Here is an 18,963-nt window from a genome sequence, read left to right as displayed (position 1 = left end):
GCAAGCGATTCTCTGGGATCTTCGTGGCCACTTTTCTCTCCCCCGCCGTGCGCCTGATGGCGCGCCTCACCATCACCCGCAAGCTGCTGTTGCTGGCCATCCTGTTCCTGATCCCGCTTGGCGGCGCGCTCTACGCGGTGCTGAGCCTGTCGGTGCAGACGATCCGCGCTTCGCAGGACGAACTGAGCGGCCTCGCCATCGTCGACCGTGCTCTCGATTTCATGCGCGAGACGCAGGTCCGTCGCGGCGCGGCCAATGCCGTGCTCGCTGGCAACGCTGCGTTTCGCGCGACGTTTGACGGTGCCGATGCGAAGGCAGCCGCACACCTTGGCGAGCTGGAGAAGCAAGCCGGCGAGGCCGCGCGCTTCGATGTCATGCCTGACGCACGCAAGCTGGAGCAGTCGTGGCAACGCATGCATGAAACGGGCCTGAACGCCACCGCCGGCGCGCTGTTCGGCATGCACAGCGCGCTGGTCAAGCAGACGCGGCTGTTTATCGGCGATGTGGCGGACCGCTCTTCGCTCGCGCTCGATCCCGACAGCGGCTCGTACTACGTGGTGACGCTGATGGTGGGGCAGATGCCCAAACTGGCCGAGCTGAGCGCGCTGGCGCGCGGCAGGGGCGCGGCCATCATCAGCCAGGGCGGATACGCTGATGCGGCGCAGCAAGCCGAGCTGGCCGCGCTGGGCGAGCAGATCCAGGACGGGCTGGAATCCGTGCGGCGCGACATCGATCGCGTGATGCGCGGCGCCCCGGCGTATCGCCCGCGGGTGCAAGGTGCGCTCGCGCAACTGGCAGTGATGGATACCTTCTACCGCACGCTGCAGGAAAAGATGCTCGGCAGCGGCGGCATCGCCATCGAGGCCAAGCCCTATTTTGACGAGGCGACGGCGGCCATCAACGCGGTCTCCTCGGTCAACAAGGCGTTTTCAGGGATTGCCCGCGACATGCTGGAGCAGCGCATCGCTGCCGAGATGCTGCAGCTCGAGGTGCTGGCCGGCGTCGCCCTGCTGGCCGTGGGCGCGGCGCTCTACCTGTTTGCCGGCTTCAGCCACGGCATGCGCGCCGACGTGCAGCAAGTGGCCAGCATGGTGGGACGGATCAACGCCGGCGACCTGGCCATCACGCTGGAGGTGCGCGGCAGCGACGAGCTGAGCCACGTCAAGCGGCACCTGCTGTCGCTGGTGGATACCTGGCGCGCGCTGATCGGCGATACCAAGGTCGGCGCGCAGAACGTGCTGGCGGCCGCCGGCGAGATCGCGCAAGGCAACCTGGACCTGTCGCAGCGCACGGAGGAGCAGGCCTCGTCGCTGCAGCAGACGGCCGCCAGCATGGAGCAGCTCACCGCGATCGTGCGGCAGAACGCCAGCAGCGCGGACCAGGCCAGCGCGCTGGCGGGCGAGGCCTGCGACATCGCCGTGGCCGGCGGGACCTCGGTGGGCCGCGTGCTGCGGACCATGGGCGAGATCGAAGCCGATTCCAGACGCATCGTCGACATCATCGCGGTGATCGACGGCATCGCGTTCCAGACCAACATCCTGGCGCTCAATGCCGCGGTGGAAGCGGCGCGCGCCGGCGAGTACGGGCGCGGCTTCGCCGTGGTGGCCACCGAGGTGCGCAGCCTGGCGCAGCGCGCCGGCAGCTCCGCCAAGGAGATCCGCACGCTGATCTCGCAGTCGGTGCAGCGGGTCGAGGCCGGCTCGGCGCTGGCGGGGGATGCCACCGCCACCATGGACAGCATCGTTGCCGCGGTCAAGCGCGTGACTGTCATGATGGACGAGATCAGCCGCGCGTCGCAGGAGCAGAGCAGCGGCATTGCCCAGGTCAACCAGGCCGTGACGCAGATGGATCAGGTCACGCAGCAGAACGCGGCGCTGGTCGAGCAGGCCGCCGCAGCGGCCGATGCGCTCAAGGAGCAAGCGCAGCGCATGGAGCGTTCGGTGGCGGTCTTCCGGCTGGATCCGGCGGTCGCCGCTTAGCGGCTATTTCAAAAAGATGCTGGCGTCGTTGCGCGGCCTTGGCCGTACCACTTGACTGTCCGCGGCCGCGCGCCTAGCCAGAACCGCTTCGCTTCATGTTGAAACAGCCTCTCAGGCGGAGTACGGCGGCGCGCTCAGCGCCGGTTGGCGATCCAGATGCCGGCCACGATGGCGCCCAGCCCGGCCGCGTGATACCAGCGCGGCCAGTCGCCCAGCAGCGCGGAAGACATCAGTGCGGCAAAGACGGGCGTGAGCGTGAAGAAGAACACCGGCAGCTGCGCCCCGGCGCGGGCAATCGCACGGTCCCAGGCAAAGTAGGCCAGCAGCGAAGGGATCGTGGCCACATACACCAGGATGCCGAGCGTCTTGCCGTTCCAGTGAATCGGCACGCTCCCCGATAGCAGCTCCCACGCAACGAACGGCACGCAGGCCGCCACGCCCGCCACGATCTGCGCAAACAGCAGCACGGCCAGCGGCAAGTCCGGGCGCTTCTTGCGCAGCAGCCAGGTGTAAGCGCTCCAGGTGATGGTGCCCGCCAGCATGAACAAATCACCCGCCACAAAATCCAGCTGGGCCAGCCGCCCGGGATCCCCGCGCAGCATCACCACGCCCACGCCGGCCAGGCAGAGCAGGGCGCCCACCACATGCCAGCCGCGCACCCGCTCGCGGAAGAACAGCGCGCCGATGATCAGCAGGAAGATCGGGGCGGAAGCGCCGATCAGCGTCACGTTGATCGGCGACGACGTGGTCAGCGCCAGGTACTGCATGGCGTTGTACACCGAGACGGAGAGCATGCCCATGGCGGCGATCACCCCGGCATGCTGGCGCAGCGTGGCGGCATGCTCGCGCACGCCCCGCCAGACATAGGGCGCGAGCAGCAGCCCGGCCAGCGCCCACCGGGCAAAGTTCAGCGTGATCGGCGGGATGGCGCCGGCGGCGTAGTGGCCGACGATGGCGTTGCCGGCCCAGCTCAGCGGCGGGAAGGTCAGCAGGCCAAGCGTGCCCCAGTCGAGCCGGGCGCGGCCGGCGGCGGAAGTGGTCATCGGAGGGTTGTCGTCCTGTTCGTATTCTTGTTGTTTTGTTTGTCTTGTTTTCCGCCGGCATTATGCCGCAGGCGTGAATTGCAAACGATTGTGACTGGCGTGTTGCTGGCGGATGCGTTGCGCTAGTCTTCCCATCATCCGGATACGAACTGTTACATAGCGCTGTGTTCCCGCTGTCAACACGCGCTGCCACCGGGCCGTTTTTACAGGCAACGCGCAAGTTGCGCGCCTCACCTGGAGATAGACATGAAGAAGGTACTCGCCATCCTGACCCTCGGACTCTTTGCTGCCGGTGCTTTCGCCCAGGCACCGGCAGCCGACGCCCCCAAGGCGCCTGCCAAGGTCGAAAAGAGCGCGCACAAGACCAAGACACACAGCAGCACCAAGCATACCAAGGCGGCAACGCCGGCCAAATCCGCCGCGCAGTAATGCGCGGGTTCAGGGTGCGCTCCGCTGGGGGCGCACCCCTTTTTCTTTTCTCCTGACGCCATGCACCTGATCTGGACCATACTTATCGGCTTCGTCGCCGGGCTCGTCGCGCGCGCCATTACCCCGGGCAACGGCCCTAGCGGGTTCTTCCTCACGGCCGCGCTTGGCATTGGCGGCGCGTTGGCGGCCACCTTTCTCGGGCAAGCCCTGCACTGGTATCGCCCGGGGCAGTCGGCAGGCTTTATCGGCGCCGTGGTGGGCGCGGTGATCCTGCTGCTGGCCTATCACCTGATCAGCAAAAAGAGCTAGGCCCCGAGCCGCTGATGGCCATACGCCAACAGCAAGAGCCGAGCACCAAGCACCAAGCAGCAGCACCCGCAACACAGATCACGGAACCCGATCATGAGCCTGATGGATTTTTTGCAGAACGCAGCCTCCGCCCTTGGCGGCAATCCCGAGCAGCAGGTGGACCACATCGCGCAGAACGCCCCGGAGGGCGCGCTTGGCCAGTTGCTGGCCGGTGCTTTCCACTCGGATCAGACGCCGGCCTTCGGCAATATGGTAGGGGAGTTGTTCGGCCAGTCCAACGGTGCGCAGCAGGCGGGCATGCTTAACCAGCTGCTGGCAACGCTTGGGCCGGCGGTGCTGTCCGGCGCGGCAGGCGGCGCACTGGGCAATCTGCTGCAGCCCGGCGCGACCCAGGTCACGCCCGAGCAGGCCAGCCGGCTGAGCCCGGCGCAGGTGCAGGAGATCGCCACCCACGCCGAGCAGGTCCATCCGGGCATCGTCGACCAGATCGCCGGCTTCTACGCGCAGCACCCCACGCTGGTCAAGACCATCGGGAGCGCCGCGCTGGCCATTGCGCTGGCCAAGTTCAAGGAACACCAGCAAGGCTGAGTGCCCGGGCTGGCATGGGCTTGAAGGCCTTGTCGCAGCGCCCCGCGACCTCAGCGCGGGGCGGTGTGCCTATGGCAGTTCCACCTCCAGCCGCGCCAGCGTGCGCAGCAGCGTTTCGTCGTCGGGCGACAGGTGAGTCGCCATCGCAAACGCGGCGCGCGCCTCGTCCTTGCGATTCAGCTGCCACAGCGCTTCTCCCTTGTGCACCAGGCCTTCCACGCGTGCGCCCAGGTTGCTCTCGGTGCCCTCGCCAAAGGCGGCCAGCGATTGCTCCATGTAGCCGAGCGCCTGCTCCGGCTGGCCCAGGCGGAACAGTGCCCAGCCTTTGCTGTCGAGGATAAATGGGTCATCGGGCGAGTGAGCCAGCGCCTCGTCGATCATCGCCATGCCGCGCCCGACCATCCAGTTCGCATCGACCAGCGAATAGCCAACCTCGTTCAGGTTCTCCTTGGCGAGCGGTGCCAGGCCAAGCGCGATATCCAGCTGCCTGTCGTCCCGTCCGGCAATCGCCAGGTCGATCAGCTTGCGCCGCACGCGTGCCTGGAAATCCGCACTGATTTCGTCCTTGCCGGCCTCGTAGCTGGCCAGCATCTGCCGGAACACGGCCGCCGGCCCGGCGCTGGTGGGCAGGGCGGCGATGGTCTCGGACTGGCGCTTGCACCAGGCATATTGGGCCGGTTCCATACTGCCAAACTCATAGTCCAGGCTGATCGTCTGGGCCTTGTGGCTTTGCGCGTAGTAGGTATAGCCGCGGCTATCCGTCCTGTTGCAGAACAGGAAACCGTCCTTGAGGTCGAGCACATAGGGCAGGCCGCCCATGGGATGGTTGCTGGTCTCGCCACGCAGCAAAAACGACTCTCCGAAATCCCCATCGCCGATGATCGGGTTGAGGATCAACTTGCCCTTGGGATAGCGCTTAGGCAGCCGCACCGACACGGTATTGCCCTGCTTGTCGGTGACGCCAAAGATCACACTGTCCTGCTCGTTCGGCTTCGGCGTGACGCCAGCGATCCGCTGGCCCGGCAGGAACAAGCGGTAACGGGCCTCGGGCAGGGGCCGGTTGGTGGCCGGATCGCGCAGCACGAACCGGTGCACCTGCGCGCCTTCGCCGAGCGTGCCCGGCTGGCGGTAGTCGCGCGCCTGGGTCATGGCGGGAATGGTTGCCACAGCCAACAGCACTGCGCCCTTCAGGTAAAGCGTTTTGCTTCTCATTGTCTTGGTATTCAGGTTGAATTGGATTCGGGCGGTCAGGCGCCCATGCCGCTGGCGCGCAGGCTGCCCAGCATGCCGTGCAGGTCATGGCTCATGACCGCCAGGAACGCCACCAGCCCGAGGTAGTACAGCGTATAGGTCAGGCGCATTTCCGCGCTGATGGTGTAATACGCGCGGTTCTCCGGGGCCTGCGGATCGTAGCGCCAGGCCTTGAGCAACTGCGGGGCCGCCAGCAGCGCCACCAGGATCAGGATCGGGCTGGGGCGCCACAGGAACATCGCCACCAGCACCGGCACGCCAATGAACCAGATGCGCGGCGACAGCACCGCGGTGACGCGGCCGCCATCGAACGGCGAGAGCGGGATCAGGTTGAACAGGTTGATAAAGAAGCCCGCATAGGCCAGCGCCAGCATCAGGCCGCTGCCGGTGCCGCGGCCGATGTAATAGCAGGCCAGCGCGCCCAGGGTGCCAACCACCGGCCCCGCCAGCCCGATATAGGCCTCGGTCTCGACGTCGACCGGCTGGTCCTTGAGTTCGACCCAGGCCCCGACGAACGGAATGAAGGTGGGCGCGCCCACGGCCAGCCCGCGGCGGCGCGCGGCCAGGAAATGGCCCATCTCGTGGACAAAGATCAGCAGCACGAAGCCGACGGCATAGCGCCAGCCGAAGATCAGCGCATAGGCGCCGATCGACAGCAGCATGGTGCCGCCCGTGGTCAGCAGCTTGCCCATCTTCAGGCCGCCCATGAGCAGGAGCAGCAGTTTGGTCATTCGTGCAAATCCGTAGCCGGGAGGGAGGAATGCGCCTTCACTTCGGCTCTGCGGGACCGGACGGCTTGCGCTTGAACCACTTGGTGGCGGAATAGCCGATGCCCGCCACTGCCAGCATGATCACCTTGGCGAACTTGGCGAAGAACGCCGCCAGGATGGCCAGCAAGCCCAGCTTCTTCGCCGCCACCCCGCCGATCAGCGCGGCCAGCCCGTATTCCGCCACCTTGTCGGTGCTGGAATTGAAATCCGCATAGGCCTTGCCCTCGGAGAAGTCGAGGTTGGACAGCAACGTGCGCACCACGGGTTTGTTGGCGTCGACCTGGTCGCGCGCGGTGATCAGGTTCAGGCTGACGTAGCCTTCCCGCCCGAGCGCATAGGTGTTGTAGTTGACGGATTGCGGGGCATCGGCCGGCTGGCCTTTCTCGCGAGCCGACATCGACCAGATCAGCCGATGGCTGGCCGCCTCATAGTGGGGCCGCTCCACCCAGCCGACGATCTCAAGCCCGCGGATGCCGCGCTTCTCCCGCTCCTCGTTGGCGGCTTCCGTGCCTTCCTTGAGCGATTTGAAGAGATCGTCGACATTCCAGTCCTTGGCGTCGTCGTCACGGATGTAGCCCGAGGGCTCGTACTTGGCCACCACCATCCAGTCGTCGTCGCCGGTGGGCAGCACCAGGCCGAGCAGCCGCTCGTCGGTGAGGTTGCCCATGGCGTGCATGAGCTTGCCGGCGGCCGGTTGGGGAATGAAGATTTCCTTGGCCGGCAGCTTCAGTGTGGCCTGTTCCCCCAGTTTTACCGTGGCCGGACCCGCCTGGGCGCTGGACTGCGCTGCCTGCCAGGCTGCCTCCATCTCCTTTTCCTTGCTCTCGCTGCCTTGCGCCAGCAGGCTGCCGGAAGCAAGGAGGCTCATCCCGCATGCCAGGCTGGCCAGCATGCCACGCAACTCATGACCCATCATTCCCACAATGACTTCTCCCTTCGCTTGATTATTTGTTTGTTTTTTTTGGGGCACTGCCCATGATGGCCGGGGGAAGGGGGGCTTCCAGTGGCCGCGCATGCAGTGCAATTGCCCGATATTCCGGGGGTTGGTGATTTTAGCGTTTTTTTTATTTGCGGCAGGGAAAGGGGATATTGGTTTGCTGGGTTGGTCGCTGTTTCTTTGTACGGCGTTGGCTTTTGTACCCAAAGGCCAACGCCGTACAAAGAAACAACGACCAACCCCGCAGAGCGATGTCGTATGGCTTTTGGGTGCAAAAACCAACGCCGACGAAATAAACAGCGACGCCCCACGCAAAACCCCAAAAACTACCAAAACACCTCCCGGATCATCCCCCCAAATCTCATGCCGCCAAGCCACCGGCCGAGATGGATGCGGTGCTGCACCAGCCGGAGGTGAAGGCGCGCCTGATCGAGTACGGGATCGATCCGGTAGGCGGGACGCCCGACCAGTTCCAGGCATTCATCAAGGAAGAATTCAGGGCTAGCCAATCAGCTTGAGCAGCGCGGGCACCGTCAGCACGGCGGTGTAGTAGCCCATGAACTGCACGCCGGTATTGAAGCCGATCGCCCTGGAAAGCAGCCCGCCCAGCAAGCCCATGGTCAGGATCACCAGCAGGCCAAGGAACTGGCCCTCCCAGACGCTGATGACCAGGATCAGGCCGACGAAGGTGGCGATGATGGCTTCATGAGAGACCTTGCGCGACACGAACAGGGCGGCGCTGCGCGCGTAGTTCATGGCAAACGGGTAGGACACCAGCGCGGCTAGCAGCACGGCCAGCAGCCCGTAGCCCAGGAACTCCCAGTGGTTCAGCAGGTTGTGCAGGTTGTGGGTCTGGCCGGCGCCGGCATCCACGGTGTAGACGGGCGGCGCATTGAACAGCGGCGCGGCGGGGCCGGCGGCAACCGGGCTGAGCGGCAAGCCGAAGGCGATGAGCGGGATCAGGGCCTCGGCAATATAGGTGGCTTCCGTGATGCCGTTGCGTGCGCTGAGCACGGTGGTGAGGCGGTGATAAGCGTGCTTGACCCGTGCCCCCACGATCTCGCCGAGGACCACGGTCATGGCGACCGGGCTGAACACGAACGTCGCGCTCGACACGGTGGCGGTGGCCACGGTCCATTTCACCTGGCTGCGATCGAGCACCTTGAACGGATTGGGGAAGTACCCCGACCAGCCTTTGACGTCAGGCGCTAGCGCGAACTTGCGCACGCGGTCCCGCTGCATGCGCGGGCGATCCACCGGGGAGATGGAGGAGAAGAGATCCGCAATGAGCGGGCCGATGGCGATGCCCAGGAAGTAGCTGATGCTCAGCTTGACGCCGAACTTCGCCGTCAGCGTCTGCAACGCCACGATGACTACGACAAAGGGCACCAGCGTGGCCACCGAAGCCCACCTGCCGACGGAGCTGTAGGCGATGATCACGGCGGCCACCACGAAGATCCACGGCGCGGCCTTGGTGATCGCCGAGCCGAACGGCGCGAGCAGGACGGCGAAGAGCACCGCCAGCGGCACGGCGATAAACGCCGCGATGAGCGCGCCCGAGATCATCTTGCGCAGCGCGATATGCGGCACGCCCAGGTTGCGCAGGTGGTTGGCATCCTGGAGCAGCGGCGTGGCCATCGTGTCGCCGGGGATGCCGAGCAGCGCGGTGGGGATGGCGTGGGTCATGTGCTTGGCGACGGCGCCGGCGAGGAAGAACGTGAACACCCCCTCGGGCGGCACGCCCAGCAACACCACCAGCAGCGTCAGCGGCGCCAGCGTGGTGGTTTCATCGGTGCCGGAGATCAGGCCGATCGCCGCAAAGACGACGGCGCCGGCCAGCCCCATGCCGGCGGCAATGAGGATGTGGGTAAGCAGTGCAGATTCGATCATGATGAGCCTTCGATATCCTGGATATCCGTGGGCAGGCGTTCAAGCCAGGTTGGACCGGGGGCTGGCGGGCGCGGTGGGCGTGACGGACGTGGAGAGCGCCGCGTCCTCTGCCGGCTGCGGCACGCCATTGCGGCGCTCGCGCGCTGCGAAGAGCGCGAAGAGTTGCAGCTCCTTGAGCTCCTGCACCACGGACGCGGGAAGGTCTGCGATGGCGCCGAGCCCACCGGCTTCCTCCGCGAGCTTGTCCAGCACTTCCTCGCGCCAGGTCGGATCGGCGGCCTCGCCTTCGATCACTTCACGTTTAGGCCGGAACAGGCAGGCGCAGATAACGCCCGCAAGCAGGCAGCCCGCCAGGCCGGCCAGCATGGCGTAGGCACGCGCCAGCTCCGGTGTCTTGACCAGCCCGTTGAGCACGCGGCTGGCGAGCAGGAATCCCGTCAGGCTGACCACGGCCCCGATGGCGATGGACCACGCCAGGTGCCGGGTATCCGCGGTGTCGCCCCAAACCTCGACGAGACGCCGCGCCGATGGCGCTTGCTGTGTGTTCATTTACATGTCTCCGGATGTGGCTGGCATCCAGGCGCTTGCGTGCTTGCGTGCTTGCGCGCGTCGATGCCAGCTCTGGTTCTTGTCTTTCGCCGCGGCTGTGCCGCGTTTTCTTGCTTACCTGCTTACCTGCCTAGCTACTTGCCAGCCCACCTGCTCCTGAGTGCCGCCAGCAATGCCACCGCCCGGTCGGTGCGCACGTCTTTCTCCTCGGCCATGCGCTTTGCAATGCTGTCGACCTCGTCGCCGGTGGCGCCGGCCACCAGCGCGATGTTGCGCGCATGCAGCGCCATGTGGCCGCGCTGGATGCCCTCGGTAGCCAGCGCCCGCAGCGCGCCAAGATTCTGTGCCAGGCCCACCGCGACCGCAGTCTCGCCGAGTTCCTGGGCGGATTTGACGTCGAGGATCTTCAATGCCAGGCGCGCCAGCGGATGCGTCTTGGTGGCGCCCCCGACGAGACCCACCGGCATCGGCATTTCGATGGTGCCGACCAGGGCGCCGCTGGCGTCTTTCTCCCAGTGCGTCAGCGACGTATAGCGGCCGCCGCGGCAGGCATAGGCATGGGCGCCGGCCTCGACCGCGCGCCAGTCATTGCCGGTCGCCACGATCACGGGGTCGATGCCGTTCATGATCCCCTTGTTGTGCGTGGCGGCCCGGTAGGGGTCGATGGCGGCAAAGGTATACGCGTCGATCACGCCCTCGATGATCTCGGCGCCGCTGCGCTCCTTGGTGGCGAGCACCGCCGGCGTGAGCCGCACGCGGGCACGTGCCAGCCGCAGGTCGGCCAGGTTGGAGAGGATGCGCAGCCGCACGGAGCCGCCGGTGATGTTTTCGACAAGCGGCGAGACCGCTTCGGCCATGGTGTTTACCGTGTTGGCGCCCATGGCATCGCGCACATCCACGATCAGGTGGATCACAACCATGGCCCCGCGTGGCGTATCGGGGAAGACGTGGACCTCGATGTCCTTGCAGCCGCCGTCAAGGCCAATCAGCACCTTGTCGCGGCTGTTTGCCACGTCCAGGATCGCCGCTCGTTGCTTCAGCAAGGCCTGCCGGGCGCCGTAAGGGTCCGTGACACCCAGGACCTGCACCTGCGCCCGCATCAGCGGGCCTGTGCTGGATGCCTCGAAGCCGCCGCATTCGCGCGCCAGCTTGGCCATGAACGAGGCCGCGGCCACCACCGACGGCTCTTCCACCACCATCGGCACCAGCACGTCCCGGCCATTGACCTGGAAATTGCCCGCGACGCCAAACGGCAGCTCAAACGTGCCGATCACATTCTCGATCATGCCGTTGGCGAGCTCCACGCCTAGCGCCCCAGGCTCGGCCAGGAGCCGGATGTCCTGCGCCGACAAGGCGGCGGCATCGCCCACATAGGCCAGGCGCTGGGCCGGCGTCATGGCGCGGAAATTGGGCAGGCGGGAATCGGTCACCATCGGTGTCTCCGTGAGTGGGTTTGGAATGGAGACAGTTTAGGTACACTGTACCAGCATAAAAAGGTACAGTTAGGCAGGACAGTTTGATCCAGCCTTCCGGAGCACAAGCCGATGACGAACCCCAGATCCCCCTCGATTGCCACCGTGCTGGCCGATGCCATCGAGCGGCAGATTGTCGAAGGCGCTTACCGCACCGGCGACAAGCTGCCCTCGCTCAGGGAGCTGGCGCAGTTGCACGGGTACAGCAAGAACACGGTTGTCGCCGCGTTCGAGATCCTGGTGGGGCGCGCGCTGGTGGAACCCCGGCGCGGCGCGGGCTACTTCGTGCTCGAGCGGCCGGCCAAAGCGCCGCGGGACGAAGATGCCGGCTCGCTGCGGCGCGCGATGGACATCGTCTGGCTGATGCGCGAGCAGTTGAAGAGCAGCCCGGACGTGCTGGCGGTGGGCGATGGGTTTCCGCCGGTGGCGTGGCTAGCCGAGGCGCGCCTGGACAAGTACCACCACAAGGTGGTGCGCACCGGCCTGGGCGCCTTGTTTCGCTACGGCAACCGCTTCGGCTACGGGCCTCTGCGCGATCACCTGGTGCGCAAGCTGGGCGACCTTGGCATCGGCGCCGATCCCCGGCAGATCGTGCTGACGCACGGCGCCAACGATGCCATCGACCTGGTGATTCGGTATTTCCTGCCGGCCGGCGCGACGGTGCTGGTCGACGATCCCGGCTATTACCCGCTGTTCGGCAAGCTCAAGCTGGCTGGCGTCAGGATTGTCGGCGTGCCGCGCCTTGCCGATGGGCCTGACCTGGAGGCGCTGGAGCAGCTGCTGATCCAGGAACGGCCGCGCTTGTTCTTCACCCAGTCCGTCGCGCACAACCCCACCGGCTCGGACCTCTCCGCCGCCAAGGCCTACCGCGTGCTGCAGCTGGCGCAGAAGTTCGACCTGCTGCTGGTGGAAAACGACGCGCTGGCGGATTTCAAGCCCACCACGCTGCCCCGGCTCGCGGCGCTGGATCAGTTGGAGCGGACCATCTACATCGGCAGCTTCTCCAAGTCCGTCTCCGCCGCGTTGCGGGTGGGATTCATTGCCTGCGGCGCATGTGATCCTGAGCGAGGGGCACTACCAGCGCTACATCACCAAGCTGCGCTCCCGACTGGCGGAGGCCACCGACAAGGCGCTGGCGCTGTTCGACCGGCTGGATGCGCGCATCTTTGCGCGGACCGGGCAGAGCTTGTACCTGTGGGGCGCGCTGCCGAACGTGGACGACTCGCTGGTGCTGGCGCAGAAACTGCTGCCGCAGAAGGTCGTGATCGCCCCGGGCCGCGTCTTTCGCGTGGACTCCGAGGCGACATCGCCGTGGTCGCGCTTCAATGTGGGCGCGGTGCTGGATCCCAGGTTCGAGGCAGCTGTGCGCGGCGCGCTGGATCGTTAGCGCAATGCATGGCCGCCCGCGTCGACGGGGGCAGAGGAGATGCCTTCATCGATCATTTGCAAGTGCCCCATACGGTACTGCGGGCGTGAAGGCGCGCTATCGAGATGCGCTACCGAGACGTAGCGTTTGCGTTTTCGCATCCACCTTTGCGCTTCGTGACAGCCCACTATACTGACGTAGACGCGCCGAAGCTCAGGGCCGCGTCGGGACGACAGCCGCTACTGTGCCGGTCCTTGCCTCGCATCCACACTCACCAACATGGAGGTTGAATATGTCGATTCGCATCGGTGATGAAGCGCCCGATTTTACTGCCGATACTACGGAGGGGAAAATCAGTTTCCACGAATGGATTGGGGACAAATGGGCCATCCTGTTCTCCCATCCGAAGGACTTCACCCCGGTCTGTACCACGGAACTGGGCTATATGGCCCGGCTCAAGCCGGAATTCGACCGGCGCAACACCAAGATCATCGGCCTGAGCGTGGACCCCGTGGCGGACCACCAGAAGTGGGTCAAGGACATCGAGGAAACGCAGGGCCACGCCGTCAACTATCCGATGATCGGCGACGTCGACCTCACGATCGCAAAGCTCTATGACATGATCCATCCGAACGCGAGTGGCGGGCCGCGCACTGCCGTGGACAATGCCACCGTGCGCTCGGTGTTCCTGATCGGGCCGGACAAGAAAGTCAAGGCGATGCTGGTCTATCCGATGAGTGCCGGCCGCAATTTTGACGAAGTGCTGCGGCTGCTGGATTCGCTGCAGCTGAATGCAAAGCACACGGTAGCCACGCCGGTGAACTGGAAGCCGGGCGAAGACGTGATCATCCCCACCTCGGTCTCCGACGACGACGCCAAGAAGAAATACCCACAGGGCTTCAAGACGCTCAAGCCGTATTTGCGGGTGGTGTCGCAGCCGAAGTAAGGGGCAGGCGGCGGATGGGTTCGCAGTGAGATGGTGGCGCCGATCCTCCGGCTGGAGGACGGCGCGCATTGTTGTCAGCGCGGTTGTAAGCCGAAGTCGTAAGCTGCGGTCGTCAGCGCGCGCCTGCCAGTGAAGCCCTCAGTTCATCGCGCTGCGTGAAACTCGGCGTGGCCAGCCAGCCGACGAAGTCGTCGTGCCAGTTCTCCCAGGCGTTTTCGTCGAAGTCGAAGGCCTCGTCCAGCCGCCCGCCGTCGCGCAGGTAGGTGCCGACGATCCGCGTGCCATCCCAGTACGCCGCCACGGCCACGTCGGCGAGGTCCGCCGTGGTCCCGACCGGGAGGTCGCGCAGCAACATGGACAAGTGTGCCTTGAACGATGCGAATTCGTTTGAGGTCATGGCTTGCTCCGCTGATGGGAAGAGTATGTCCAGAGGATGTACCCGTTCCCGGGGCGCGTCAATTCCGAGCGTTGCGCGCCGCACGCAAGGCAGCCGGCCGAGCAGCCAGCCGAGCGGCCAACTACAGGATTCCCCGCTCCCTCAAGCCCGCGACATCCCCGTCGCTCAAGCCCAGTTCCGCCCGCAGGGCCGCATCCGTGTGCTCGCCCAGCATCGGCGGGCAGCGCATCGCCACGGGCGTGGCCGAGAACCGCATCGGGCTGCGCAGGCTCGGCGCATCCACGCCGCGCCCGTGCGGCAGTTGCACCAGCAAGCCCCGATGCTTGACCTGCGCATCCTCGAACACTTCGTCGAGCTCGTTGATCGGGCCGCCTGGCACGCCGGCGCGTTCCAGCGACGCCAGCAGGTCCGCCGCGTTCCAGGTGGCCACTCGCTGGGCAATCGTCTCGCGCAGCATGTCGCGGTTGGCAACCCGGTCGGCGTTCTGCATGTAACGCGGATCGGCCGCGAGCTCGGGCATGCCGAGCAGCTTGCACAGCGCGGCGAACTGGCCGTTGTTGCCGGAGGCAATGATCAGGTGGCCGTCGCGGCAGGCAAAGACTTCGGAGGGCGCGGCCACGGGGTTGCTGTTGCCGGCGCGCCGGGGCAGCTTGCCGGTCATCTGGTAGCCCAGCGCCAGGTGGCCATTGACGGCGACCGAGGCATCGAGCATGGCGGCGTCGATGTACTGGCCTTCGCCTGTGGCCTGGCGGTGGTAGAGCGCGCCCAGCAGGGAGACGGTGGCGTACAGGCCGGTGAGGATGTCGGTGATGGGAATGGCGGTGCGCATCGGCTCGCCGCCGGGGCTGCCGTCCGGCTGGCCGCAGGTGCTCATCAGGCCGGCCATGCCTTGCAGGATGAAGTCGTAGGCCGGGCGGGCCGCGTAGGGGCCATCGGGGCCGAAGCCGGTGACCGAACAATAGATCACATCGGGGCGCACCGCGCGGATGGATTCGTAGTCGAGGCCGTATTTCTTCAGGCTGCCAGCCTTGTAGTTCTCCACCACCACGTCGCAGCGGGCGGCCAGCTGGCGTACCAGCTCGGCGCCCTCGGGCCGGGAGATATCGATCGTGACCGACTGCTTGCCGCGGTTGCAGGCCAGATAGAAGGCGGAGTCGTTGGTGACCGCGCCCTGCGCATCGGTCAGGAACGGGCCCATCTTGCGGGTGTCGTCACCGTCGCCGGGCTTCTCGATCTTGTAGACGGTGGCACCCATGTCGGCCAGGTTCTGCGTGGCCCATGGGCCGGCTACCACCCGCGTCAGGTCGAGTACCTTGATGCCGTCGAGAATTGCGCTCATGTGCTTGCCACCTGGAGGATTGAGATCCCGCATCATTTGCCGGATCGGCCGGCCACGCAATTCGCCAATGCCAAAGCCGGCTTACTGCGGGGCGCAAGCGTGCGTGTGGCCAGCGTGGGGTTGATGCGTATGGTCGGCGGACCCTTGTGCCGGGTGCGCCTGGTGCGGATCGAAGTCGCAGCTCGGATTGGCTTCGTCATGCGAATGCGGCGACAGCGCGCCGGGGATGTGCCGGCTGTTGAGCCCGTCGGCGTTGAGCCAGGCCCGCGTGGCCGCGGCGGCGCGGTCGATCAGCGTGCCGCACTGGGTGTAGTCGTAGGGGGAGACGTCGAGCGGGCACAGTGGCGGGACGACCGAGATATGCGCGTGATCGGCCCAGCGCTCCAGGTCCTGCACCAGCTGGCGCGCCACCAGCAGCGACAGCGCGTTGAAGGCATGGTCGATGGGGCCGCGCGGCTCGCGCCGCCGCGCGCAGGCAAAACCTGCCGGCAGCACTACCACGCGCGTGGCGCCCAGGCGGATGGCGGTGGACACCGGCGTGTTGTTGGCCACGCCGCCATCGATCAGTTGCCGCCCGCCCAGCGACACCGGCGGAAACACGCCGGGGATGGCGGCGCTTGCCAGCACCGACTGGACCAGGCTGCCGGAGGACAGCACCACCTCCGCGCCGGTGGCCATGTCGGTGGCCACCACGTACAGCGGCAGCTCGGCGCGCTCCATCGCCATATCGCCAAAGTGGCGCGACAGCAGGCGCTGCAGGGCGGCGGAGTCAACGAGGTGGGCGCGCTGCCCGCGCAGCATGCCGAACAGGCTGCGCCACGACCACGGCATCACCTCGGCCCGGCGCAAGCCGCGCCAGAGCGTCTCGAGCTGGTTGGTGCCGGCCACATGCGGGTTGCAGGCGTAATAGGCGCCGTTGATGGCGCCGGCCGAGGCGCCGATCACCAGATCAGGCTTGACGCCCCACGCCACCAGCTCGCGCAGCATGCCGGCCTCGATGGCGCCGAGGCTGCCGCCGCCTGCAAAGACAAATGCGGTTTTTTCCATGGGCTCTGGTGCAGTGCATTAAAGCGGAGATCGCTGTCAAGGAAAGGATAGGCGACATTGCGCCGGCATGACAGGCGCGCGTGGGGCCAGCGGGCGCGGATGGCACATAATGTGCATGCAGTGCTAGGAAAAGCACGCGCGCCGAGGGTGTCCTGGCCGCCAAGAGAGGAGACAATGAGCAGTTCAACCGACAAGTTTTCGGCCACCATGCGCGATGGCCTGGCCCATCTCGCGCGGCGCCTGCGCTTTGCCATGGAGGAGGGCTCCATCTGGCTGGACGAGCAGCGCATGATCCTGATTCATACCGCGGCGCTGGGCGCCTTGCGCAAGGAATTGGTGGATACCCTAGGCATGGAGCGCGCGCGCGGCTTGTTCATGCGCATGGGCTTTCATTCCGGCATGCGCGACGCGGAGCTGGCCAAGAAGCTGCGCCCGGGCGACAGCGACTTTGGCCTGCTCGAGATCGGGCCCTGCCTGCACACCATCGAAGGCGTGGTGCGGGTGACGCCGGTCAAGGTGGACATCGACATCGCGGCAGGCATCTACGATGGCGAATTCCTGTGGGAAGACTCCTTCGAAGGCGACGTGCACCGGCAGCTGTTCGGCATCGTCGACGCGCCTGCCTGCTGGATGCAGATCGGCTACGCCACCGGCTACACCTCGGCCCTGATGGGCCGCACCATCCTCTACCGCGAGGTCGAGTGCATTGCCTGCGGCTCTGATCACTGCCGCATCGTCGGCAAGCCGCTGGAGGCGTGGGAGGACGGCGCCGAAGTGCTAGCGCTTTACCAGCCCGACCCGGTGATCGAGACCATCCTGGAATTGCAAAGCGAGGTCGAGCACCTGCGCGCCCTGCAGCGCAGCACCGACAAGCCAGCCGACCTGGTGGGCTGCTCGCCCGAGTTCCGCGCTGCCTGGGGCCTGCTGCAGCGCGCCGCCGGGAGCAGTGTCACGGTGCTGCTGCTGGGCGAGACCGGTGTTGGCAAGGAGCGCTTTGCGCAAGCGTTGCACGGCGTGAGCGCCCGGGCCGACAAGCCCTTCATCGCGGTCAATTGCGCCGCGATTCCCGATGAGCTGATCGAGGCCGAGCTGTTCGGCGTGGACAAGGGCGCCTTCACGGGCGCGCACCAGTCGCGCCCGGGCCGCTTCGAGCGGGCGCACGGCGGCACCCTGTTCCTGGATGAGCTGGGCGAGCTGTCGGCGTCGGCGCAGTCCAAGCTGCTGCGCGTGCTGCAGGAGGGCGAGGTAGAGCGCGTGGGCGGCGCCGAGCCGCGCAAGGTGGACGTGCGGCTGGTGGCCGCCACCAACGTGGACCTGGCCGAGGCCGTGAAGCAGGGTACCTTCCGCAAGGACTTGTATTACCGGCTCAACGTCTATCCCGTCACCATTCCGCCGCTGCGCGAGCGGCTCGACGATATCCGCCTGCTGGTCGAACGCTTCGTGGCCCGCTACGGCGCGCGCCACGGCAAGAAGATCGTCGGCATCACCGACCGCGCGCTGGCCGAGCTGCGCCGCTATGACTGGCCGGGCAATGTGCGTGAACTGGAGAACGTGATCGAGCGCGGCGTGATCCTGGCCAGCAACGGCGGCCAGATCTCCGCGGACCACCTGTTCCTGCCGACTAGCGCGCCGCCCGCCATGGACACCGCGCCGCGCCTTGGCGTCAAGGGCACCTTGCCCGAACTGCGGGAGGCTGCGGTGCATGGCTTGCTCGATCATATGGCTGAGCAGCAACTTGCCCTGGGCGATGTGGAGACGGTGCTGATGGAGGCGGTCTTTGTACGGCGTTGGTTTTTGGACCCAAGGGCCATACGACATACCCCTACTGGGTTGGTCGTTGTTTCTTTGTACGGCGTTGGTTTTTGGACCCAAGAGCCATACGACATCCCCCTGCGGGGGCTGCCGGTCACTCTTCTTTGCGTCGGCAAAGAAGACTAACGAGAAGAAAGCCGACCCTGCCGGGTGCAGAGCAATCGCGGGTGCTAGGGATACTGGTTTCTTCGTACGGCCACAGTTCTGCTGGCATCTGCCGGTACCGGCTTGAAGGGCCACGACGCTGCCGGTTTCCGGGATTCGTAGTGCGGCCCCCGGTAGCGGTATCCTTGCCCTTTCGCCAATCTGCCGTTACCGGCGCGAAGCACCACGACACATCGCCTGCCAATGGTTTCGTGGTGGGGCGGGCGCGGTGGTCAAGGTCTCGGGCAAGTCAACCCGGTGCCACCGCGCCCACGACGGAACCGGTGCGCTTGCAACTTCGTGGCCGGCCACGCCACGAGCGACAGACGGCTTGAAGCAAGTGATGTCCGCTACCGGGGGGCTCACCACGCATCCCGGAAGCTGGCAGGTTCGTGGCCCTTCAAGCCGGTACCGGCAGATGCCAGCCAACACTCGGGGCCGTACGACGCAACCACCGAGGCCCAAATAGCCTTATTGCTCTGCGCCCGGCAGGGTCGGCTTTCTTCTCGTTAGTCTTCTTTGCCGACGCAAAGAAGAGTGACCGGCAGCCCCCGCAGGGGGATGTCGTATGGCACTTGGGTGCAAAAACCAACGCCGTACAAAGAAACAGCGACCAACCCAGCAGAGCAACGTCGTACGGCCACCTTGGGTGCAAACGCCAACACCGTTCAAACAATCAGCGCCACCCACCATCC

Annotated in this window: 17 protein-coding genes and 1 pseudogene; 8 read left to right on the top strand and 10 right to left on the bottom strand. The window is 66.1% G+C overall.

Annotated elements, in window-relative coordinates; all coding sequences use genetic code 11:
- The first annotated feature begins 23 nt into the window (after window positions 1–23).
- Window positions 24–1,979, top strand: coding sequence for a methyl-accepting chemotaxis protein (locus tag AC1DS3_RS04070; protein ID WP_441640073.1), 1,956 nt, complete (start codon window positions 24–26; stop codon window positions 1,977–1,979).
- A 134-nt stretch (window positions 1,980–2,113) separates the two neighbouring features.
- On the opposite strand, the gene AC1DS3_RS04065 is transcribed toward AC1DS3_RS04070, so the two are convergent.
- The gene (locus AC1DS3_RS04065) at window positions 2,114–3,022 is read right to left on the bottom strand and encodes a DMT family transporter (protein ID WP_441640072.1); all 909 of its coding nucleotides are present in this window, start codon (window positions 3,020–3,022) and stop codon (window positions 2,114–2,116) included.
- Window positions 3,023–3,268: 246 nt separating this feature from the next.
- On the opposite strand from AC1DS3_RS04065, the gene AC1DS3_RS04060 reads away from it, so the two are divergent.
- The 3 genes from AC1DS3_RS04060 to AC1DS3_RS04050 all read left to right on the top strand — a co-directional run bounded on the left by AC1DS3_RS04060 (window position 3,269) and on the right by AC1DS3_RS04050 (window position 4,348).
- Window positions 3,269–3,451, top strand: a complete 183-nt coding sequence (locus tag AC1DS3_RS04060) for a hypothetical protein (RefSeq protein ID WP_441640071.1) — start codon at window positions 3,269–3,271, stop codon at window positions 3,449–3,451.
- A gap of 60 nt (window positions 3,452–3,511) precedes the next feature.
- Window positions 3,512–3,760, top strand: coding sequence for a GlsB/YeaQ/YmgE family stress response membrane protein (locus AC1DS3_RS04055; RefSeq protein ID WP_017230370.1), 249 nt, complete (start codon window positions 3,512–3,514; stop codon window positions 3,758–3,760).
- Between the two features lie 93 nt (window positions 3,761–3,853).
- Window positions 3,854–4,348 carry a hypothetical protein gene (locus AC1DS3_RS04050; RefSeq protein ID WP_441640070.1) on the top strand — a complete coding sequence of 165 codons (495 nt, stop codon included), beginning with the start codon at window positions 3,854–3,856 and terminating at the stop codon, window positions 4,346–4,348.
- Between the two features lie 69 nt (window positions 4,349–4,417).
- On the opposite strand, the gene AC1DS3_RS04045 is transcribed toward AC1DS3_RS04050, so the two are convergent.
- The 3 genes from AC1DS3_RS04045 to AC1DS3_RS04035 are packed head-to-tail and all read right to left on the bottom strand — an operon-like array spanning window position 4,418 to window position 7,237.
- On the bottom strand, window positions 4,418–5,560 hold the full coding sequence (locus AC1DS3_RS04045) for a tetratricopeptide repeat protein (protein WP_477126737.1): 1,143 nt from the start codon (window positions 5,558–5,560) through the stop codon (window positions 4,418–4,420).
- A gap of 35 nt (window positions 5,561–5,595) precedes the next feature.
- A complete protein-coding gene (locus tag AC1DS3_RS04040; protein ID WP_441640068.1) occupies window positions 5,596–6,330 on the bottom strand; it encodes a site-2 protease family protein in 735 nt (244 codons plus the stop codon).
- Window positions 6,331–6,367: 37 nt separating this feature from the next.
- Complete coding sequence (locus AC1DS3_RS04035; RefSeq protein WP_441640067.1) at window positions 6,368–7,237, bottom strand: DUF2167 domain-containing protein; 870 nt, start codon at window positions 7,235–7,237, stop codon at window positions 6,368–6,370.
- 455 nt (window positions 7,238–7,692) lie between these two features.
- Here AC1DS3_RS04035 and AC1DS3_RS04030 point away from each other — a divergent pair, with 455 nt between their 5' ends.
- Complete coding sequence (locus tag AC1DS3_RS04030; protein WP_441640066.1) at window positions 7,693–7,824, top strand: hypothetical protein; 132 nt, start codon at window positions 7,693–7,695, stop codon at window positions 7,822–7,824.
- Here AC1DS3_RS04030 and AC1DS3_RS04025 read toward each other — a convergent pair.
- The 3 genes from AC1DS3_RS04025 to AC1DS3_RS04015 form a co-directional block, all read right to left on the bottom strand.
- A complete protein-coding gene (locus tag AC1DS3_RS04025; RefSeq protein WP_477109370.1) occupies window positions 7,808–9,196 on the bottom strand; it encodes a tripartite tricarboxylate transporter permease in 1,389 nt (462 codons plus the stop codon). The two genes, AC1DS3_RS04030 and AC1DS3_RS04025, sit on opposite strands and share 17 nt — an antisense overlap.
- Before the next feature lie 39 nt (window positions 9,197–9,235).
- The gene (locus AC1DS3_RS04020) at window positions 9,236–9,745 is read right to left on the bottom strand and encodes a hypothetical protein (RefSeq protein ID WP_441640064.1); all 510 of its coding nucleotides are present in this window, start codon (window positions 9,743–9,745) and stop codon (window positions 9,236–9,238) included.
- 134 nt (window positions 9,746–9,879) lie between these two features.
- A complete protein-coding gene (locus tag AC1DS3_RS04015) occupies window positions 9,880–11,178 on the bottom strand; it encodes a hydroxymethylglutaryl-CoA reductase, degradative (RefSeq protein WP_441640063.1) in 1,299 nt (432 codons plus the stop codon).
- 111 nt (window positions 11,179–11,289) lie between these two features.
- On the opposite strand from AC1DS3_RS04015, the pseudogene AC1DS3_RS04010 reads away from it, so the two are divergent.
- Together AC1DS3_RS04010 and AC1DS3_RS04005 are read left to right on the top strand one after the other, a co-directional pair.
- Window positions 11,290–12,604 (top strand): annotated as a pseudogene (locus AC1DS3_RS04010) (aminotransferase-like domain-containing protein).
- A 271-nt stretch (window positions 12,605–12,875) separates the two neighbouring features.
- Window positions 12,876–13,529 carry a peroxiredoxin gene (locus AC1DS3_RS04005; RefSeq protein ID WP_441640061.1) on the top strand — a complete coding sequence of 218 codons (654 nt, stop codon included), beginning with the start codon at window positions 12,876–12,878 and terminating at the stop codon, window positions 13,527–13,529.
- Between the two features lie 112 nt (window positions 13,530–13,641).
- Here the strand turns inward: AC1DS3_RS04005 and AC1DS3_RS04000 are convergent, their stop codons facing one another.
- The 3 genes from AC1DS3_RS04000 to AC1DS3_RS03990 form a co-directional block, all read right to left on the bottom strand.
- Entirely contained in the window at window positions 13,642–13,926 is a 285-nt protein-coding gene (locus tag AC1DS3_RS04000) for a hypothetical protein (RefSeq protein WP_441640060.1), read from the bottom strand.
- A gap of 121 nt (window positions 13,927–14,047) precedes the next feature.
- Entirely contained in the window at window positions 14,048–15,265 is a 1,218-nt protein-coding gene (locus AC1DS3_RS03995; protein ID WP_441640059.1) for a CaiB/BaiF CoA transferase family protein, read from the bottom strand.
- Between the two features lie 81 nt (window positions 15,266–15,346).
- Window positions 15,347–16,312, bottom strand: coding sequence for a patatin-like phospholipase family protein (locus AC1DS3_RS03990; protein ID WP_477109368.1), 966 nt, complete (start codon window positions 16,310–16,312; stop codon window positions 15,347–15,349).
- A 174-nt stretch (window positions 16,313–16,486) separates the two neighbouring features.
- Here AC1DS3_RS03990 and poxR point away from each other — a divergent pair, with 174 nt between their 5' ends.
- Entirely contained in the window at window positions 16,487–18,250 is a 1,764-nt protein-coding gene (gene poxR / locus AC1DS3_RS03985) for a phenol degradation transcriptional regulator PoxR (protein WP_477126736.1), read from the top strand.
- The last annotated feature ends 713 nt before the right edge of the window (window positions 18,251–18,963 follow it).

It is taken from the genome of Cupriavidus sp. 01L46 (assembly GCF_056399905.1).
Note: the sequence above shows the minus strand (reverse complement) of the source record. Positions and strands in the feature narration are given on the sequence as shown.

What these genes read in the sequence shown, in the direction of transcription:
- AC1DS3_RS04065 (WP_441640072.1), bottom strand. Translation starts at nt 3,022, where the DNA reads ATGACCACTTCCGCCGCCGGCCGCGCCCGGCTCGACTGGGGCACGCTT.
- AC1DS3_RS04060 (WP_441640071.1), top strand. Translation starts at nt 3,269, where the DNA reads ATGAAGAAGGTACTCGCCATCCTGACCCTCGGACTCTTTGCTGCCGGT.
- AC1DS3_RS04055 (WP_017230370.1), top strand. Translation starts at nt 3,512, where the DNA reads ATGCACCTGATCTGGACCATACTTATCGGCTTCGTCGCCGGGCTCGTC.
- AC1DS3_RS04050 (WP_441640070.1), top strand. Translation starts at nt 3,854, where the DNA reads ATGAGCCTGATGGATTTTTTGCAGAACGCAGCCTCCGCCCTTGGCGGC.
- AC1DS3_RS04045 (WP_477126737.1), bottom strand. Translation starts at nt 5,560, where the DNA reads ATGAGAAGCAAAACGCTTTACCTGAAGGGCGCAGTGCTGTTGGCTGTG.
- AC1DS3_RS04040 (WP_441640068.1), bottom strand. Translation starts at nt 6,330, where the DNA reads ATGACCAAACTGCTGCTCCTGCTCATGGGCGGCCTGAAGATGGGCAAG.
- AC1DS3_RS04035 (WP_441640067.1), bottom strand. Translation starts at nt 7,237, where the DNA reads ATGAGCCTCCTTGCTTCCGGCAGCCTGCTGGCGCAAGGCAGCGAGAGC.
- AC1DS3_RS04030 (WP_441640066.1), top strand. Translation starts at nt 7,693, where the DNA reads ATGGATGCGGTGCTGCACCAGCCGGAGGTGAAGGCGCGCCTGATCGAG.
- AC1DS3_RS04025 (WP_477109370.1), bottom strand. Translation starts at nt 9,196, where the DNA reads ATGATCGAATCTGCACTGCTTACCCACATCCTCATTGCCGCCGGCATG.
- AC1DS3_RS04020 (WP_441640064.1), bottom strand. Translation starts at nt 9,745, where the DNA reads ATGAACACACAGCAAGCGCCATCGGCGCGGCGTCTCGTCGAGGTTTGG.
- AC1DS3_RS04015 (WP_441640063.1), bottom strand. Translation starts at nt 11,178, where the DNA reads ATGGTGACCGATTCCCGCCTGCCCAATTTCCGCGCCATGACGCCGGCC.
- AC1DS3_RS04005 (WP_441640061.1), top strand. Translation starts at nt 12,876, where the DNA reads ATGTCGATTCGCATCGGTGATGAAGCGCCCGATTTTACTGCCGATACT.
- AC1DS3_RS04000 (WP_441640060.1), bottom strand. Translation starts at nt 13,926, where the DNA reads ATGACCTCAAACGAATTCGCATCGTTCAAGGCACACTTGTCCATGTTG.
- AC1DS3_RS03995 (WP_441640059.1), bottom strand. Translation starts at nt 15,265, where the DNA reads ATGAGCGCAATTCTCGACGGCATCAAGGTACTCGACCTGACGCGGGTG.
- AC1DS3_RS03990 (WP_477109368.1), bottom strand. Translation starts at nt 16,312, where the DNA reads ATGGAAAAAACCGCATTTGTCTTTGCAGGCGGCGGCAGCCTCGGCGCC.
- poxR (WP_477126736.1), top strand. Translation starts at nt 16,487, where the DNA reads ATGAGCAGTTCAACCGACAAGTTTTCGGCCACCATGCGCGATGGCCTG.